The 14469-nt window shown below is 42.7% G+C and carries 18 protein-coding genes; all 18 read left to right on the top strand.

The features are described from left to right. Nucleotides 1-45 precede the first annotated feature (45 nt). The gene (rpoC, locus tag CSV60_RS01420) at nucleotides 46-3639 is read left to right on the top strand and encodes a DNA-directed RNA polymerase subunit beta' (RefSeq protein ID WP_099630533.1); all 3594 of its coding nucleotides are present in this window, start codon (nucleotides 46-48) and stop codon (nucleotides 3637-3639) included. Nucleotides 3640-3935: 296 nt separating this feature from the next. Beyond that, the gene (rpsL, locus tag CSV60_RS01415; RefSeq protein WP_085132019.1) at nucleotides 3936-4355 is read left to right on the top strand and encodes a 30S ribosomal protein S12; all 420 of its coding nucleotides are present in this window, start codon (nucleotides 3936-3938) and stop codon (nucleotides 4353-4355) included. Between the two features lie 35 nt (nucleotides 4356-4390). Beyond that, nucleotides 4391-4861 carry a 30S ribosomal protein S7 gene (gene rpsG / locus CSV60_RS01410; protein WP_099630534.1) on the top strand — a complete coding sequence of 157 codons (471 nt, stop codon included), beginning with the start codon at nucleotides 4391-4393 and terminating at the stop codon, nucleotides 4859-4861. A 47-nt stretch (nucleotides 4862-4908) separates the two neighbouring features. After that, entirely contained in the window at nucleotides 4909-6987 is a 2079-nt protein-coding gene (gene fusA / locus CSV60_RS01405) for an elongation factor G (RefSeq protein ID WP_099635779.1), read from the top strand. A gap of 115 nt (nucleotides 6988-7102) precedes the next feature. Continuing rightward, the gene (tuf, locus tag CSV60_RS01400; RefSeq protein ID WP_085132017.1) at nucleotides 7103-8290 is read left to right on the top strand and encodes an elongation factor Tu; all 1188 of its coding nucleotides are present in this window, start codon (nucleotides 7103-7105) and stop codon (nucleotides 8288-8290) included. 366 nt (nucleotides 8291-8656) lie between these two features. Beyond that, nucleotides 8657-8965, top strand: a complete 309-nt coding sequence (gene rpsJ / locus CSV60_RS01395) for a 30S ribosomal protein S10 (RefSeq protein WP_085427465.1) — start codon at nucleotides 8657-8659, stop codon at nucleotides 8963-8965. Nucleotides 8966-9002: 37 nt separating this feature from the next. Continuing rightward, nucleotides 9003-9632, top strand: coding sequence for a 50S ribosomal protein L3 (gene rplC, locus CSV60_RS01390; RefSeq protein WP_099630537.1), 630 nt, complete (start codon nucleotides 9003-9005; stop codon nucleotides 9630-9632). Between the two features lie 25 nt (nucleotides 9633-9657). Next, the gene (gene rplD, locus CSV60_RS01385) at nucleotides 9658-10281 is read left to right on the top strand and encodes a 50S ribosomal protein L4 (RefSeq protein ID WP_099635778.1); all 624 of its coding nucleotides are present in this window, start codon (nucleotides 9658-9660) and stop codon (nucleotides 10279-10281) included. Then, nucleotides 10281-10568: a 50S ribosomal protein L23 gene (gene rplW / locus CSV60_RS01380; protein ID WP_085132013.1), complete on the top strand. Its 288-nt coding sequence runs from the start codon at nucleotides 10281-10283 to the stop codon at nucleotides 10566-10568. Before rplD ends, rplW begins: the two co-directional genes overlap by 1 nt. A gap of 33 nt (nucleotides 10569-10601) precedes the next feature. Beyond that, the gene (gene rplB, locus CSV60_RS01375) at nucleotides 10602-11432 is read left to right on the top strand and encodes a 50S ribosomal protein L2 (protein ID WP_099630539.1); all 831 of its coding nucleotides are present in this window, start codon (nucleotides 10602-10604) and stop codon (nucleotides 11430-11432) included. 60 nt (nucleotides 11433-11492) lie between these two features. After that, nucleotides 11493-11771 carry a 30S ribosomal protein S19 gene (gene rpsS / locus CSV60_RS01370; RefSeq protein WP_099630540.1) on the top strand — a complete coding sequence of 93 codons (279 nt, stop codon included), beginning with the start codon at nucleotides 11493-11495 and terminating at the stop codon, nucleotides 11769-11771. A 20-nt stretch (nucleotides 11772-11791) separates the two neighbouring features. Further along, nucleotides 11792-12136, top strand: coding sequence for a 50S ribosomal protein L22 (rplV, locus tag CSV60_RS01365; RefSeq protein ID WP_037561627.1), 345 nt, complete (start codon nucleotides 11792-11794; stop codon nucleotides 12134-12136). A gap of 3 nt (nucleotides 12137-12139) precedes the next feature. Continuing rightward, on the top strand, nucleotides 12140-12802 hold the full coding sequence (gene rpsC, locus CSV60_RS01360; protein WP_085132010.1) for a 30S ribosomal protein S3: 663 nt from the start codon (nucleotides 12140-12142) through the stop codon (nucleotides 12800-12802). A gap of 1 nt (nucleotide 12803) precedes the next feature. Then, entirely contained in the window at nucleotides 12804-13238 is a 435-nt protein-coding gene (gene rplP / locus CSV60_RS01355) for a 50S ribosomal protein L16 (protein ID WP_029053270.1), read from the top strand. Next, entirely contained in the window at nucleotides 13228-13428 is a 201-nt protein-coding gene (gene rpmC / locus CSV60_RS01350; RefSeq protein WP_025783856.1) for a 50S ribosomal protein L29, read from the top strand. Before rplP ends, rpmC begins: the two co-directional genes overlap by 11 nt. Before the next feature lie 17 nt (nucleotides 13429-13445). After that, nucleotides 13446-13709, top strand: a complete 264-nt coding sequence (gene rpsQ / locus CSV60_RS01345) for a 30S ribosomal protein S17 (protein WP_099630541.1) — start codon at nucleotides 13446-13448, stop codon at nucleotides 13707-13709. Between the two features lie 38 nt (nucleotides 13710-13747). Then, nucleotides 13748-14116: a 50S ribosomal protein L14 gene (rplN, locus tag CSV60_RS01340; RefSeq protein WP_081243203.1), complete on the top strand. Its 369-nt coding sequence runs from the start codon at nucleotides 13748-13750 to the stop codon at nucleotides 14114-14116. A 35-nt stretch (nucleotides 14117-14151) separates the two neighbouring features. Further along, a complete protein-coding gene (gene rplX, locus CSV60_RS01335) occupies nucleotides 14152-14463 on the top strand; it encodes a 50S ribosomal protein L24 (RefSeq protein WP_029053267.1) in 312 nt (103 codons plus the stop codon). The last annotated feature ends 6 nt before the right edge of the window (nucleotides 14464-14469 follow it).

The following is a 14469-nucleotide window of genomic DNA, read 5'->3' as shown; positions in this document are numbered from 1 at the left end:
ACTGATAAGCCGTTATGGCGATTAGACTAAAGGGAGGTTGGCTCCTTGATAGATGTTAATAATTTTGAGTATATGAAAATTGGCCTTGCTTCACCTGACAAGATTCGTTCTTGGTCGTATGGAGAAGTAAAAAAACCTGAAACGATCAATTACCGTACATTAAAGCCTGAGAAAGACGGATTATTCTGTGAGAGAATCTTCGGTCCGACGAAAGATTGGGAATGTCACTGTGGTAAATATAAGCGAGTCCGTTATAAGGGCGTTGTTTGTGATCGTTGTGGCGTAGAGGTAACGCGTCAAAAAGTCCGTCGCGAACGAATGGGACATATTGAGCTTGCGGCACCTGTCACACATATTTGGTACTTCAAAGGAATTCCGAGCCGTATGGGCTTGATTTTGGACATGACACCACGCGCATTGGAAGAGATTATCTACTTTGCATCTTACGTAGTTGTAGAACCGGCAGATACGCCACTTGAACGCAAGCAATTGCTTTCTGAGAAAGAGTATCGCTTGTACCGTGAAAAGTATGGTTCCAAATTCCAAGCTGCAATGGGAGCGGAAGCAATCGAGCAACTACTACGTGCAATCGACTTGGATAAGGAAACAGATTCGTTGAAAGAAGAGTTGAAAACAGTACAAGGTCAGCGTCGTACACGCGCAATCCGACGTCTAGAAGTCGTGGAATCCTTCCGTAACTCTGGAAACCGTCCGGAATGGATGGTACTCGAAGTACTTCCAGTCATCCCCCCTGAATTGCGTCCTATGGTACAGCTAGACGGAGGGCGTTTTGCAACATCTGACTTGAATGATCTTTATCGTAGAGTTATTAACCGGAATAACCGTCTAAAGCGTCTATTGGATTTAGGAGCACCCGGCATTATCGTCCAGAACGAGAAGCGTATGCTTCAAGAAGCGGTAGATGCACTTGTAGATAATGGTCGTCGTGGAAGACCTGTAACAGGTCCAGGAAACCGTCCATTGAAATCACTTTCTCATATGCTAAAAGGTAAGCAAGGGCGTTTCCGCCAGAACTTACTTGGTAAACGTGTAGACTATTCTGGTCGTTCGGTTATCGTAGTAGGTCCTAACTTAAAAATGTACCAATGCGGTCTGCCTAAGGAAATGGCGATCGAGCTATTTAAGCCGTTCGTTATGAAAGAATTAGTGGAACGTAACTTGGCGCATAACATCAAAAGTGCTAAACGTAAGATTGAACGTCTTCATTCCGAAGTATGGGATGTATTGGAAGACGTCATCAAAGAACATCCAGTGCTTCTTAACCGAGCACCGACACTTCACCGTCTGGGGATACAGGCGTTCGAACCGATACTGGTCGAGGGGCGTGCGATTACGTTACACCCGCTCGTATGTACAGCTTACAACGCTGACTTCGATGGTGACCAAATGGCTGTTCACGTACCACTATCCGCTGAAGCTCAAGCTGAAGCACGTCTATTGATGCTAGCTGCTCAAAACATTTTGAACCCGAAAGACGGAAAACCAGTTGTAACTCCTTCACAGGATATGGTTCTTGGAAACTATTACTTAACAGTCGAGCGAAAAAATGCTGCTGGAGAAGGTTCTGTGTTTAGTGATCCGAATGAAGCGTTAATCGCATATCAAACAGGACATGTTCACTTACATTCCCGCATCGCGGTACAGGCTGGCAGTATTAACAACCCAACGTTTACGGATAAACAAAATAGTCAGCTATTGTTAACGACTGTAGGTAAAATCATTTTCAATGAGATTTTACCGGAAACGTTTCCGTACATCAACGAACCGACGAATCATAACTTGCAGGTAGAAACACCTGACAAGTACTTCATCGACGGAACAGTAAATGTTAAGGAACACCTGCAAGAAGCAGAACTAATCACGCCGTTCAAAAAAGCAATCCTTGGGGAAATTATCGCGGAAATCTTCCGTCGCTTCCACATTACAGAAACTTCTAGAATGTTGGATAGAATGAAAAACCTAGGATTTAAATATTCTACTCGTGCTGGAATTACAATCGGTATTTCCGATATCGTGGTCTTGCCGAATAAAGCAGAAATTCTTCATGAAGCACAAGAAAAAGTTGATAAAGTCACGCAGCAGTTCCGACGTGGTTTAATTACCGAGGAAGAGCGTTATGATCGTGTCATCTCTTATTGGAGCCATGCGAAGGATATCATTCAGAATAAGCTAATGGATTCATTGGATATTGAAAACCCGATCTTCATGATGAGTGACTCCGGAGCCCGTGGTAACGCATCAAACTTTACACAACTTGCTGGTATGCGTGGACTAATGGCCAACCCGGCTGGACGGATTATCGAACTTCCGATCAAATCTTCCTTCCGTGAAGGTCTGACAGTACTCGAATACTTTATCTCTACACACGGTGCACGTAAAGGTCTTGCCGATACAGCACTGAAGACTGCCGATTCAGGTTACTTGACTCGTCGTCTCGTAGACGTAGCGCAAGATGTTATCGTTCGTGAAGAAGATTGCGGAACAGACCGTGGTCTTGCAATTACTGCATTAACCGAAGGAAATGAAATGATCGAAACATTGTTTGAGCGTATTGAAGGTCGTCACACGAAGAAGACTATCAAACATCCGGAAACGGGTGAAGTCATTCTTGCGAAAAACGGGTTGATTACTGCGGACATAGCGAACATAGTAATTCAAGCTGGTATCGAAGAAGTGACGATTCGTTCTGCATTTACATGTAATACGAAGCACGGCGTATGTAAAAAATGTTACGGTATCAACTTAGCCACTGGAGAAACGGTAGAAGTAGGGGAAGCTGTGGGAATCATTGCAGCGCAATCTATCGGAGAGCCAGGAACACAGTTAACGATGCGTACATTCCACACAGGTGGAGTTGCCGGAGATGATATTACGCAAGGTCTTCCACGTATTCAGGAAATTTTCGAATCTCGTAATCCGAAAGGTGTAGCGGTTATTTCTGAAATTGCAGGTACTGTTATTGAAATTGATGAAATCCGTGAAGGCTTGAAAGAAATTACTATTGAAGGTGAAGTGGAAACACGTAAATATCCTACGTTGTACAATGCGCGCTTGAAGGTAGAAGTAGGCGATGTGGTTGAGCGTGGGCAAACTATTACTGAAGGTTCTATTGACCCTAAACAATTGATCGTTGTAAAAGACGTTTCAACTGTGCAAGAGTATCTCTTGAAAGAAGTTCAAAAAGTCTACCGTATGCAAGGGGTAGAGATCGGTGATAAGCACGTTGAAGTAATGGTACGTCAAATGCTTCGAAAAGTTCGAGTAATTGAAGCGGGAGATACTGATCTTCTTCCGGGTTCATTATTGGACATTCACCAATTCTCTGAAGCGAACGAAAAGGTGTTGTTAGCAGGTAAAGTCCCAGCTACCTCACGTCCGGTAATTCTCGGAATTACGAAAGCTTCACTTGAAACAGAATCATTCTTGTCGGCCGCATCATTCCAGGAAACGACAAGAGTACTTACAGATGCAGCTATTAAAGGTAAAACAGATGAGTTGCTAGGTCTGAAAGAAAACGTTATTATCGGGAAATTGGTCCCTGCAGGTACTGGAATGCAGAGATACCGCCAAATAAAAATGCAACACGATCAAGTAGAAGAGACTATTCCAGCTGAATAAAAATAAACGGGACATCGCTCCCGTTTATTTTCTTAAATTCGTTGACAAGTTATTGTAGAGATGATAATATACAAAAGGTTGATAGTTGTTGACCGTTAACTTTTCAGGAAGAAAAAACTCTTTCGAATAAGTACAAGGCGATAAGCAATCATCATTATAAAATAACAGTAAGCAGAGATCTCTGGAGTTACTGTCACCCGTTTTTGTGTGTGCACGCACAAAAACTTTGTTTTTACTTAAAAATGAACCACCTGGGTGTGTGGTATTATAAAAAACTTGGAAGGAGGAACAACCTGATGCCTACAATTAATCAATTAGTCCGTAAACCTCGTAAATCGAAAACGGAAAATTCTAAGTCTCCGGCTCTAGGAAAAAGCTATAACAGCTTTAAAAAGTCTATGACAAACGTGAACTCACCACAAAAAAGAGGTGTTTGTACACGTGTTGGTACTATGACTCCTAAGAAGCCGAACTCGGCGCTACGTAAGTATGCTCGTGTTCGTTTAACTAATACATTGGAAGTAAACGCATATATTCCAGGTGAAGGCCACAACTTGCAAGAACACAGTGTGGTACTAATCCGCGGAGGACGCGTAAAAGACTTACCGGGTGTTCGTTACCATATCGTACGTGGGGCACTTGATACAGCTGGTGTTACTGGCCGTATGCAAAGCCGTTCAATGTATGGAGCTAAAAAGCCCAAAGTTAAGAAGTAATACAAAACTAACAATATTGAAAGGAGGAACTAATTATGCCTCGTAAAGGTCCAGTAACAAAACGTGATGTACTACCTGATCCGATTTATAATTCCAAGCTTGTAAGCCGCCTTATCAACAAAATGATGGTAGACGGTAAAAAAGGTACTTCTCAAAAGATTCTTTATGGAGCGTTCGAAATTATTAAAGAACGTTCTGGACAAGAGCCAATCGAAGTATTCGAAGCAGCTTTAAATAATGTAATGCCAGTTCTTGAAGTGCGTGCTCGCCGCGTAGGTGGAGCTAACTATCAAGTGCCGGTTGAAGTACGCCCTGAACGTCGTTCGACTCTAGGTCTTCGTTACCTTGTGAACTATTCACGTACACGTGGAGAAAAAACAATGGAAGAACGTCTAGCGAATGAAATTCTTGATGCATCAAACAACACAGGTGCTTCTGTTAAACGCCGTGAAGAAATGCATAAAATGGCTGAAGCCAACAGAGCATTTGCTCACTATCGCTGGTAAGGTCGGATAAACAACAGCAGTAATCCGAAACGGAAGGAGATTACAAAATGGCTAGAGAGTTCTCACTAGAGAATACTCGTAACATTGGTATCATGGCTCACATTGACGCTGGTAAGACAACGACAACTGAGCGGATCCTTTTTTACACAGGTAAAATCCACAAGATTGGTGAAACGCACGAAGGTGCATCACAAATGGACTGGATGGAGCAAGAGCAAGAACGTGGAATCACGATTACTTCAGCTGCAACAACTGCAGCATGGAAAGGTCACCGCGTAAACATCATCGATACACCAGGGCACGTAGACTTCACAGTTGAAGTTGAACGTTCACTTCGCGTATTGGATGGTGCTGTAGCGGTACTTGATGCACAATCAGGTGTTGAACCACAAACAGAGACAGTTTGGCGTCAAGCGACAAACTACAAAGTACCACGTCTCGTATTCGTAAACAAAATGGATAAGACGGGTGCTGACTTCCTATATTCAGTAGGAACACTACGTGACCGCCTGCAAGCGAATGCACACCCTATTCAATTGCCAATTGGTGCGGAAGATAACTTCTCAGGAATTATCGACTTAATCGAAATGAAGGCAACTATGTATCCCAATGATCTAGGAACAGATACGACAGTGGAAGAAATTCCTGCTGAACATCTTGAACTAGCTAAAAAATACCGTGAGAGCCTAATTGAAGCTGTTGTAGATTTCGATGAAGATCTTATGGAAAAGTATCTTGGCGGTGAAGAACTTACTATAGAAGAAATTACGACAGCTATTCGTAAAGCTACGTTGGCAGTTGAATTCTATCCTGTAGTTTGTGGAACTGCTTTCAAAAACAAAGGTGTACAACTAGTACTAGATGCGGTAGTAGACTACCTACCATCACCACTTGATGTACCTCCAATGATGGGCTTCAACCCTGAGACTGAAGAAGAAGAAGTGCGTGAATCATCTGATGAAGCACCATTCTCAGCATTGGCATTTAAAGTTATGACGGATCCTTATGTAGGTAAACTTACATTCTTCCGTATTTACTCTGGTATTCTTCAAGCTGGTTCTTACGTAGCAAACTCTACAAAAGGCAAGCGCGAGCGCGTAGGACGTATTCTACAAATGCACGCAAACAGCCGTGAAGAGATTTCTGAAGTGCACGCGGGTGAAATTGCTGCTGCTGTCGGTTTGAAAGACACAACTACTGGAGACACACTATGTGATGAGAAAGCATTGATCATTCTTGAATCAATGGTATTCCCAGAGCCAGTTATCTCTGTAGCGATTGAACCGAAAACAAAAGCGGACCAGGATAAAATGGGCCAAGCTCTTGCTAAGTTGCAAGAAGAAGATCCAACATTCCGTGCACACACAGATCAAGAAACAGGAGAAGTAATCATCGCGGGTATGGGTGAACTTCACTTGGATATTATCGTCGACCGTTTACGTCGTGAATTTAAAGTGGAAGCAAACGTGGGCGCGCCACAAGTTTCTTACCGCGAAACATTCCGTCAGTCAGCTGAAGTCGAAGGTAAATTCGTTCGTCAATCAGGTGGACGTGGACAGTTCGGTCACGTATGGATTGAATTCGGTCCAAACGAAGAAGGAAAAGGATTCGAGTTCGTTAATAATATTGTTGGTGGTTCTGTTCCTCGTGAATACATCCCAGCAGTTGAAGCAGGAATTCGTGATTCATTGGATAACGGTATTTTAGCTGGATATCCTTTAATTGATGTCAAAGCACGCCTATATGACGGATCTTACCATGACGTTGACTCCAACGAGATGGCATTTAAGATTGCTGCATCAATGGCTTTGAAAAATGCTGCATCAAAATGTAATCCTGTAATTCTTGAACCAACAATGAAGGTAGAAGTTATTATTCCGGAAGAATACATGGGCGACATTATGGGTGATATTACATCACGCCGTGGCCGTGTAGAAGGTATGGAAGCTCGTGGTAACGCACAAGTAGTTCGTGCAATGGTTCCACTTGCTGAAATGTTCGGTTATGCAACTTCTCTACGTTCAAACACGCAAGGACGCGGAGTATTCTCAATGGTGTTCGATCACTATGAAGAACTTCCAAAGTCTATCGCTGAAGAAGTAATCAAGAAAAACAAAGGTGAATAATACAGTTCATCCTTGTTTCTTTTAAGCAATACTTGTAAGATGTGGATAGTCGAAGGAATACTTTCGGCTTCCATATTAAAAAACTATTTTTTTAAATAAAGGGAGGATCTCTAAAATGGGTAAAGAAAAATTTGACCGCTCCAAGGAGCACGCAAACGTAGGAACAATTGGTCACGTTGACCATGGTAAAACAACTTTGACTGCTGCAATCGCAACAGTTCTTTCTAAAGCACAAGGTGGAGAAGCAAAGTCATACGCTGACGTTGATAACGCACCTGAAGAAAAAGAGCGTGGAATTACAATCAGTACTTCACACGTTGAGTACGAAACTGACAAGCGTCACTATGCACACGTTGACTGCCCAGGTCACGCTGACTACGTTAAAAACATGATCACTGGTGCTGCACAAATGGACGGCGGAATCCTAGTAGTTTCTGCTGCTGATGGCCCAATGCCACAAACTCGTGAGCACATTCTTCTTTCGCGTCAAGTAGGTGTTCCTTACCTAGTTGTCTTCATGAACAAATGTGACATGGTAGATGACGAGGAACTACTTGAATTAGTAGAAATGGAAATCCGTGAACTTCTTTCTGATTACGACTTCCCTGGCGATGATATTCCTGTAATCAAAGGATCAGCTCTTAAAGCTCTTGAAGGAGAGCCAGAGTGGGAAGAAAAAATTCTTGAACTTATGCAAGCAGTAGATGACTATATTCCAACACCAACTCGTGACACTGACAAGCCATTCATGATGCCTGTTGAGGACGTATTCTCAATTACAGGTCGCGGAACGGTAGCAACTGGCCGTGTTGAGCGTGGAGTAGTTAAAGTCGGAGATGTTGTTGACATCATCGGTCTTGCTGAAGAACCAAAAGCTACTACTGTAACTGGTGTAGAGATGTTCCGTAAACTTCTTGACTATGCAGAAGCAGGCGACAACATCGGTGCTCTTCTTCGTGGTGTCTCACGTGAAGATATCGAACGTGGACAAGTTCTTGCTAAGCCAGGCACAATCACTCCACACACTCAGTTCAAATCTGAAGTTTATGTTCTATCTAAAGAAGAGGGTGGACGTCACACTCCATTCTTCTCAAACTACCGTCCTCAGTTCTACTTCCGTACAACTGACGTAACTGGTATCATTCAACTTCCTGAAGGCGTAGAAATGGTTATGCCTGGAGATAACGTTGAAATGACAGTTGAACTTATTTCTCCTATCGCGATTGAAGAAGGTACTAAATTCTCAATCCGTGAAGGTGGACGTACAGTTGGAGCTGGCGTTGTAGCAACAATTACAAAATAATTTGTTTGGATCCCGCCATTAAGGCGGGATTTTTTTGTTTTCGTCTACATGAAAGGTTAGCGGCATATATCAAAAGTAGTGTTTTGAAACGCCCTTAGGATAATGCGGAAGTAAAGTCTAGCAGCGCACTTCAAATCACGTGCAAATCATGAGGAAAGCTGATAGTATAGTAAACGGATTAAAAGTTAAATTAATTTCTTCAAAAGGGTTGCGCAATCCTTTTATATTATGTATAATGTTGAATGTTGGTCTTTGACTGCGATGAAGCGAGAGGTTACCGATACACCCGGCCGCTTTGCCATGGCGCGTGTAAGGAAAATTTTCGTGGAGAATTGTCTAGAAAATAGGCGAAAGGGAGGGAAAATAATGGCAAAACAAAAGATTCGTATTAGATTGAAAGCTTACGATCACAGAATGATCGATCAGTCAGCTGAAAAGATTGTTGAGACGGCTAAACGTTCTGGAGCTAGTGTTTCAGGTCCAATTCCGTTGCCAACTGAAAGATCAGTTTACACGGTATTGCGTGCTGTTCACGTATATAAAGATTCACGTGAGCAATTTGAAATGCGTACGCACAAACGTTTAATCGATATCGTGAATCCAACGCCACAAACGGTGGATGCACTTATGAAGCTTGATTTACCATCAGGCGTCGACATCGAAATTAAACTATAAAATATAAAAACAAACAATATTACAGGAGGTGTGACTAATGACCAAAGGAATCTTAGGGAGAAAAGTCGGAATGACGCAAGTATTTGCTGAAAACGGCGATCTAATCCCAGTAACAGTGATTGAAGCTGCTCCAAACGTTGTGCTTCAAAAGAAGACAATAGAAACAGACGGCTACGAGTCAATTCAACTAGGATTTGATGACAAACGTGAAAAGCTTTCAAACAAGCCTGAACAAGGCCATGTAGCAAAAGCTAACACTGCACCTAAGCGCTTCATTCGCGAAGTTCGCGGAGCTGACGTTAGTGCATACGAAGTTGGTCAGGAAGTCAAAGTCGATACATTCGCAGAAGGCGATGTAGTTGACATTACAGGAGTTTCAAAAGGTAAAGGATTCCAAGGTGTTATTAAGCGCCACGGTTACTCACGTGGACCAATGACTCACGGATCACGTTTCCATCGCGCGCCAGGTTCACTTGGAGCAGTTGATGCACAACGCGTATTCAAAGGAAAAAAACTACCTGGACGTACTGGTGGCAAAACAGTAACGATCCAAAACGTTGAAATCGTTCGAGTTGACGCTGAGCGCAACTTGTTATTAGTAAAAGGTAACGTTCCTGGAGCTCGTAAATCACTTGTACAAGTGAAAAGTGCTATCAAAGGAAACTGAGTAAAAAAGAAAGGAGGAAACAGGAATGCCTAAAGTATCTGTAGTAAGTCAAACAGGTTCTGCTGTCGGCGACATCGAATTAAACGATGCGATTTTTGGAATCGAGCCGAATGAAGCAGTATTATTCGAAGCAATTGTTCAACAACAAGCTTCTTTACGCCAAGGTAACCACAAGGTTAAAACTCGCGCGGAAGTAGCAGGCGGCGGTCGTAAACCATGGCGTCAAAAAGGCACAGGTCGTGCTCGTCAGGGTTCTATCAGATCACCACAATGGCGTGGAGGCGGTATCGTATTCGGTCCTTCACCACGTAGTTACAGCTATAAAATGCCTAAGAAAGTTCGTCGTTTAGCACTTCTATCTGCTCTATCTACTAAAGTAGCGGCTGAAGAGCTAATCGTTCTAGATAACTTAGCATTTGACGCACCAAAAACAAAAGGCTTTGTAAAAGTGCTTGAAGATCTTTCAATCACGAAGAAAGCATTATTTGTTACAGCTGACCTAGAAGAATCAGTAGCATTGTCTGCTCGCAACATTCCAGGGATCAGCGTCGTTTCAGCGAACGGTATCAATGTTCTAGACCTAGTCGGACATGACCAGCTTGTAATGACAAAAGCAGCAATAGAAAAAGTCGAGGAGGTGCTTGGTTAATGGAAGCACGTGATATTCTGAAACGTCCGGTCATTACCGAGCGTTCTTCTGAACAAATGGAAGACTTAAGAAAATATACATTCGAAGTTGATACACGCGCGAGCAAAACTCACGTGAAACAAGCTATTGAAGAAATCTTCGGTGTTAAAGTTGAAAAAGTTAACGTTATGAACTACAAAGGTAAGTTCAAGCGTATGGGGAAACATGCTGGTTATACAAACAAGCGTCGTAAGGCAATTGTTACACTGACTACTGATTCCAAAGATATCGAACTTTTTGAAATGTAATTAACTCATAATAAATGAAGGAGGGAACACAAAATGGCGATTAAGAAGTACAAAGCTACCTCCAACGGACGTCGTAACATGACTTCTTCTGACTTTGCTGAGATTACTGCTAGCAAACCAGAAAAATCATTGCTTGAACCAGTCAAGCGTAAAGGCGGACGTAACAACCAAGGTAGAATGACAGTTCGTCACCAAGGTGGAGGACATAAGCGCCAATACCGTGTCATCGATTTCCAACGTCGGAAAGATGGCATTCCAGGACGCGTTGCTACGATCGAATACGATCCAAACCGTTCAGCAAACATCGCATTAATCAATTATGCAGATGGTGAAAAGAGATATATCCTTGCTCCTAAAGGATTGACAGTAGGTTCCACAATCATTTCAGGACCTGAAGCGGATATCCGCGTAGGAAATGCTCTACCACTAGAGAACATCCCTATGGGTTCCACAATTCACAACATTGAAATGAAGCCAGGTAAAGGCGGACAATTAGTTCGTTCTGCAGGAACTTCAGCTCAACTACTAGGACGCGAAGGCAAATACGTCATCATTCGTCTGCAATCAGGAGAAGTTCGTATGATCCTTGCTACTTGCCGTGCTACAATCGGTCAAGTTGGTAACGAGCAACACGAATTGATCAATATTGGTAAAGCAGGTCGTTCACGTTGGTTAGGCAAACGTCCAACTGTTCGTGGATCTGTAATGAACCCTAACGATCACCCACACGGTGGTGGTGAAGGCCGTACACCAATCGGTCGTCCGAGTCCTGTTACTCCATGGGGTAAACCAACTCTTGGATTCAAGACACGTACGAAGAACAATAAATCAGATAAACTTATCGTTCGCCGTCGTAAAAAATAATGTTATTGCACTGCGGTTCAGTAGATGGACCGTAGTACATACTCGGAAGGAGGTTCCAGAATGGGCCGCAGCTTGAAAAAAGGACCTTTTGCAGATGACCATTTACTAAAAAAGGTTGACGCACAAAAAGACGCAGAAAAGAAACAAGTTATTAAAACATGGTCACGCCGTTCAACAATCTTCCCGACTTTCATCGGATTGACGATTGCAGTATATGATGGACGTAAACATGTTCCTGTTTATGTAACAGAAGATATGGTAGGTCACAAACTAGGTGAATTCGTACCTACACGCACATACCGAGGCCATGGTGCCGACGATAAGAAAACAAAACGCTAATTTGAGAGGAGGTTATCCTGATGCAACAAGCTAAAGCATCTGTACGCACAGTCCGTATTGCTTCTCGCAAAGTTCGTTTGGTCGTTGATCTTATCCGCGGCAAGAATATAGGTGAAGCTATGGCTATTCTACGACTTACGCCTAAAGCGGCATCTCCAGTCGTGGAAAAATTATTGAAATCAGCAATTGCAAACGCTGAACATAACTACGAAATGGATACTGAGAACTTAATCGTCAGTGAAGTATTCGTAGATGAAGGACCAACAATGAAACGTTTCCGTCCACGTGCACAAGGTCGTGCAAGTGCGATCAACAAACGTACAAGCCACATCACATTAGTGGTATCTGAAAAGAAGGAGGGGTAATTAGTGGGCCAAAAAGTACATCCTAATGGACTACGTGTAGGCGTCATCCGTGACTGGGACTCAAAATGGTACGCGGAAAAAGATTATGCGTCCTTACTACATGAAGACTTAAAGATCCGTGAATACATCGAAAAACGTCTTGTAGAAGCATCAGTTTCAAAAGTTGAAATTGAGCGTGCTGCTAAGCGTGTTAATATTACAATCCACACTGCAAAGCCAGGTATGGTTATCGGTAAAGGTGGTTCCGAAGTAGAAACACTTCGTAAGCAACTTAACGAAATTACAGGCAAGCGTGTACACATCAACATCGTAGAAATCAAACGTGCTGATTTGGATGCAAGATTAGTTGCAGAATCAATCGCTCGTCAATTGGAAAGTCGTGTATCATTCCGTCGTGCTCAGAAACAAGCGATTCAACGTACGATTCGTTCTGGTGCAAAAGGAATTAAAACACAAGTATCTGGACGTCTCGGCGGAGCGGATATCGCTCGTGCGGAACACTACAGTGAAGGAACTGTCCCTCTTCATACATTACGTGCAGATATAGATTATGCACATGCTGAAGCTGATACTACTTATGGTAAGCTTGGCGTAAAGGTATGGATTTATCGTGGTGAAGTCCTTCCAGTAAAAGTTAAGAAGAACTCTGGGGAAGGAGGCAAATAATATGTTAATGCCTAAACGTGTAAAACATCGTCGTGTATTCCGTGGGAAAATGCGTGGTGAAACAAAAGGTGGCGCTACAGTTCAGTTTGGTGAGTATGGTCTTCAAGCTCTAGAAGCAAGTTGGATCACTAACCGTCAGATTGAATCTGCTCGTATTGCTATGACTCGTTACATGAAACGTGGCGGTAAAGTATGGATCAATATTTTCCCGCACAAACCATATACTAAAAAGCCTCTTGAAGTCCGGATGGGTTCCGGTAAAGGTGCTGTAGAAGGCTGGGTTGCAGTTGTGAAACCTGGTAGAGTAATGTTCGAAATTGCAGGTGTTTCAGAAGAGGTTGCTCGTGAGGCACTTAGACTTGCATCGCACAAACTTCCTGTAACAAGCAAGTTTGTAAAACGACAAGAAATTGGTGGTGAGTCTAATGAAAGCTAATGAAATTCGTGACTTAACAACTGCAGAGATCGAGCAAAAAGTGAAATCACTTAAAGAAGAGCTTTTCAACCTTCGCTTCCAGTTAGCGACAGGTCAATTAGAAAACACTGCACGCATCCGTGAAGTACGCAAATCGATTGCGCGCATGAAAACTGTAATACGACAAAGAGAAATCAGTGCAAATAACTGATGAAGGAGGTTGCAGCCATGACTGAGCGTAATCAGCGCAAAGTATACACAGGCCGTGTGGTTTCCGATAAAATGGATAAAACCGTTACGGTAATGGTAGAAACACACAAAAAACATTCTTTATACGGTAAGCGTGTAAAGTATTCTAAGAAACTTAAAGTTCATGATGAGCTAAACGAAGCGAAAATCGGCGATGTTGTTCGTATTATGGAAACACGTCCATTATCAGCAACTAAGCGTTTCCGTCTTCTAGAAGTCGTTGAAAAAGCGATCATCATCTAATAGGTTTTTAACTCAGATTTCGGAAGGAGGTAACCTCGATGATTCAACAGGAAAGTAGAATGAAAGTTGCTGACAACTCTGGCGCGCGCGAAGTACTTACAATTAAAGTACTAGGCGGATCAGGTCGTAAAGTAGCTAACATCGGTGACGTAGTTGTTGTTACGGTTAAGAAGGCAACACCAGGTGGCGTTGTTAAGAAGGGTGACGTTGTTAAAGCGGTCATCGTTCGTACGAAAAGTGGAGTTCGTCGTAAAGACGGTTCATACATTACATTTGATGAGAATGCTTGCGTTATTATCCGTGATGATAAAGGGCCACGTGGAACACGTATTTTCGGACCAGTTGCTCGCGAACTACGCGACAATAACTTCATGAAAATCATTTCACTTGCTCCAGAAGTTCTTTAATTCTAATGACAGAGCCAGTCAAGGAGGTGCGATAAATGCACGTTAAAAAAGGCGACAAAGTAATGGTGATCTCTGGGAAAGATAAAGGTAAAACAGGTGTGATCCTAACTGCTTATCCGAAAAAAGACCGTGTGCTAGTTGAAGGTATTAATATCGTCAAAAAACACACAAAGCCGAACCAAGAAAACCCACAAGGCGGAATTGTAAGCCAAGAGTCTACAATACACGTCTCCAACGTGATGGTAATCGATCCTAAAACAGGCGAGCCGACTCGTGTAGGTTACAAAATGGAAGACGGTAAAAAAGTACGTATTGCAAAAAAATCCGGTGAATCATTGGATAAGTAAGTATTG

Source organism: Sporosarcina sp. P7, from assembly GCF_002743425.1.
Lineage (GTDB): Bacteria > Bacillota > Bacilli > Bacillales_A > Planococcaceae > Sporosarcina.
This window is presented reverse-complemented; position numbering and strand designations above follow the sequence as displayed.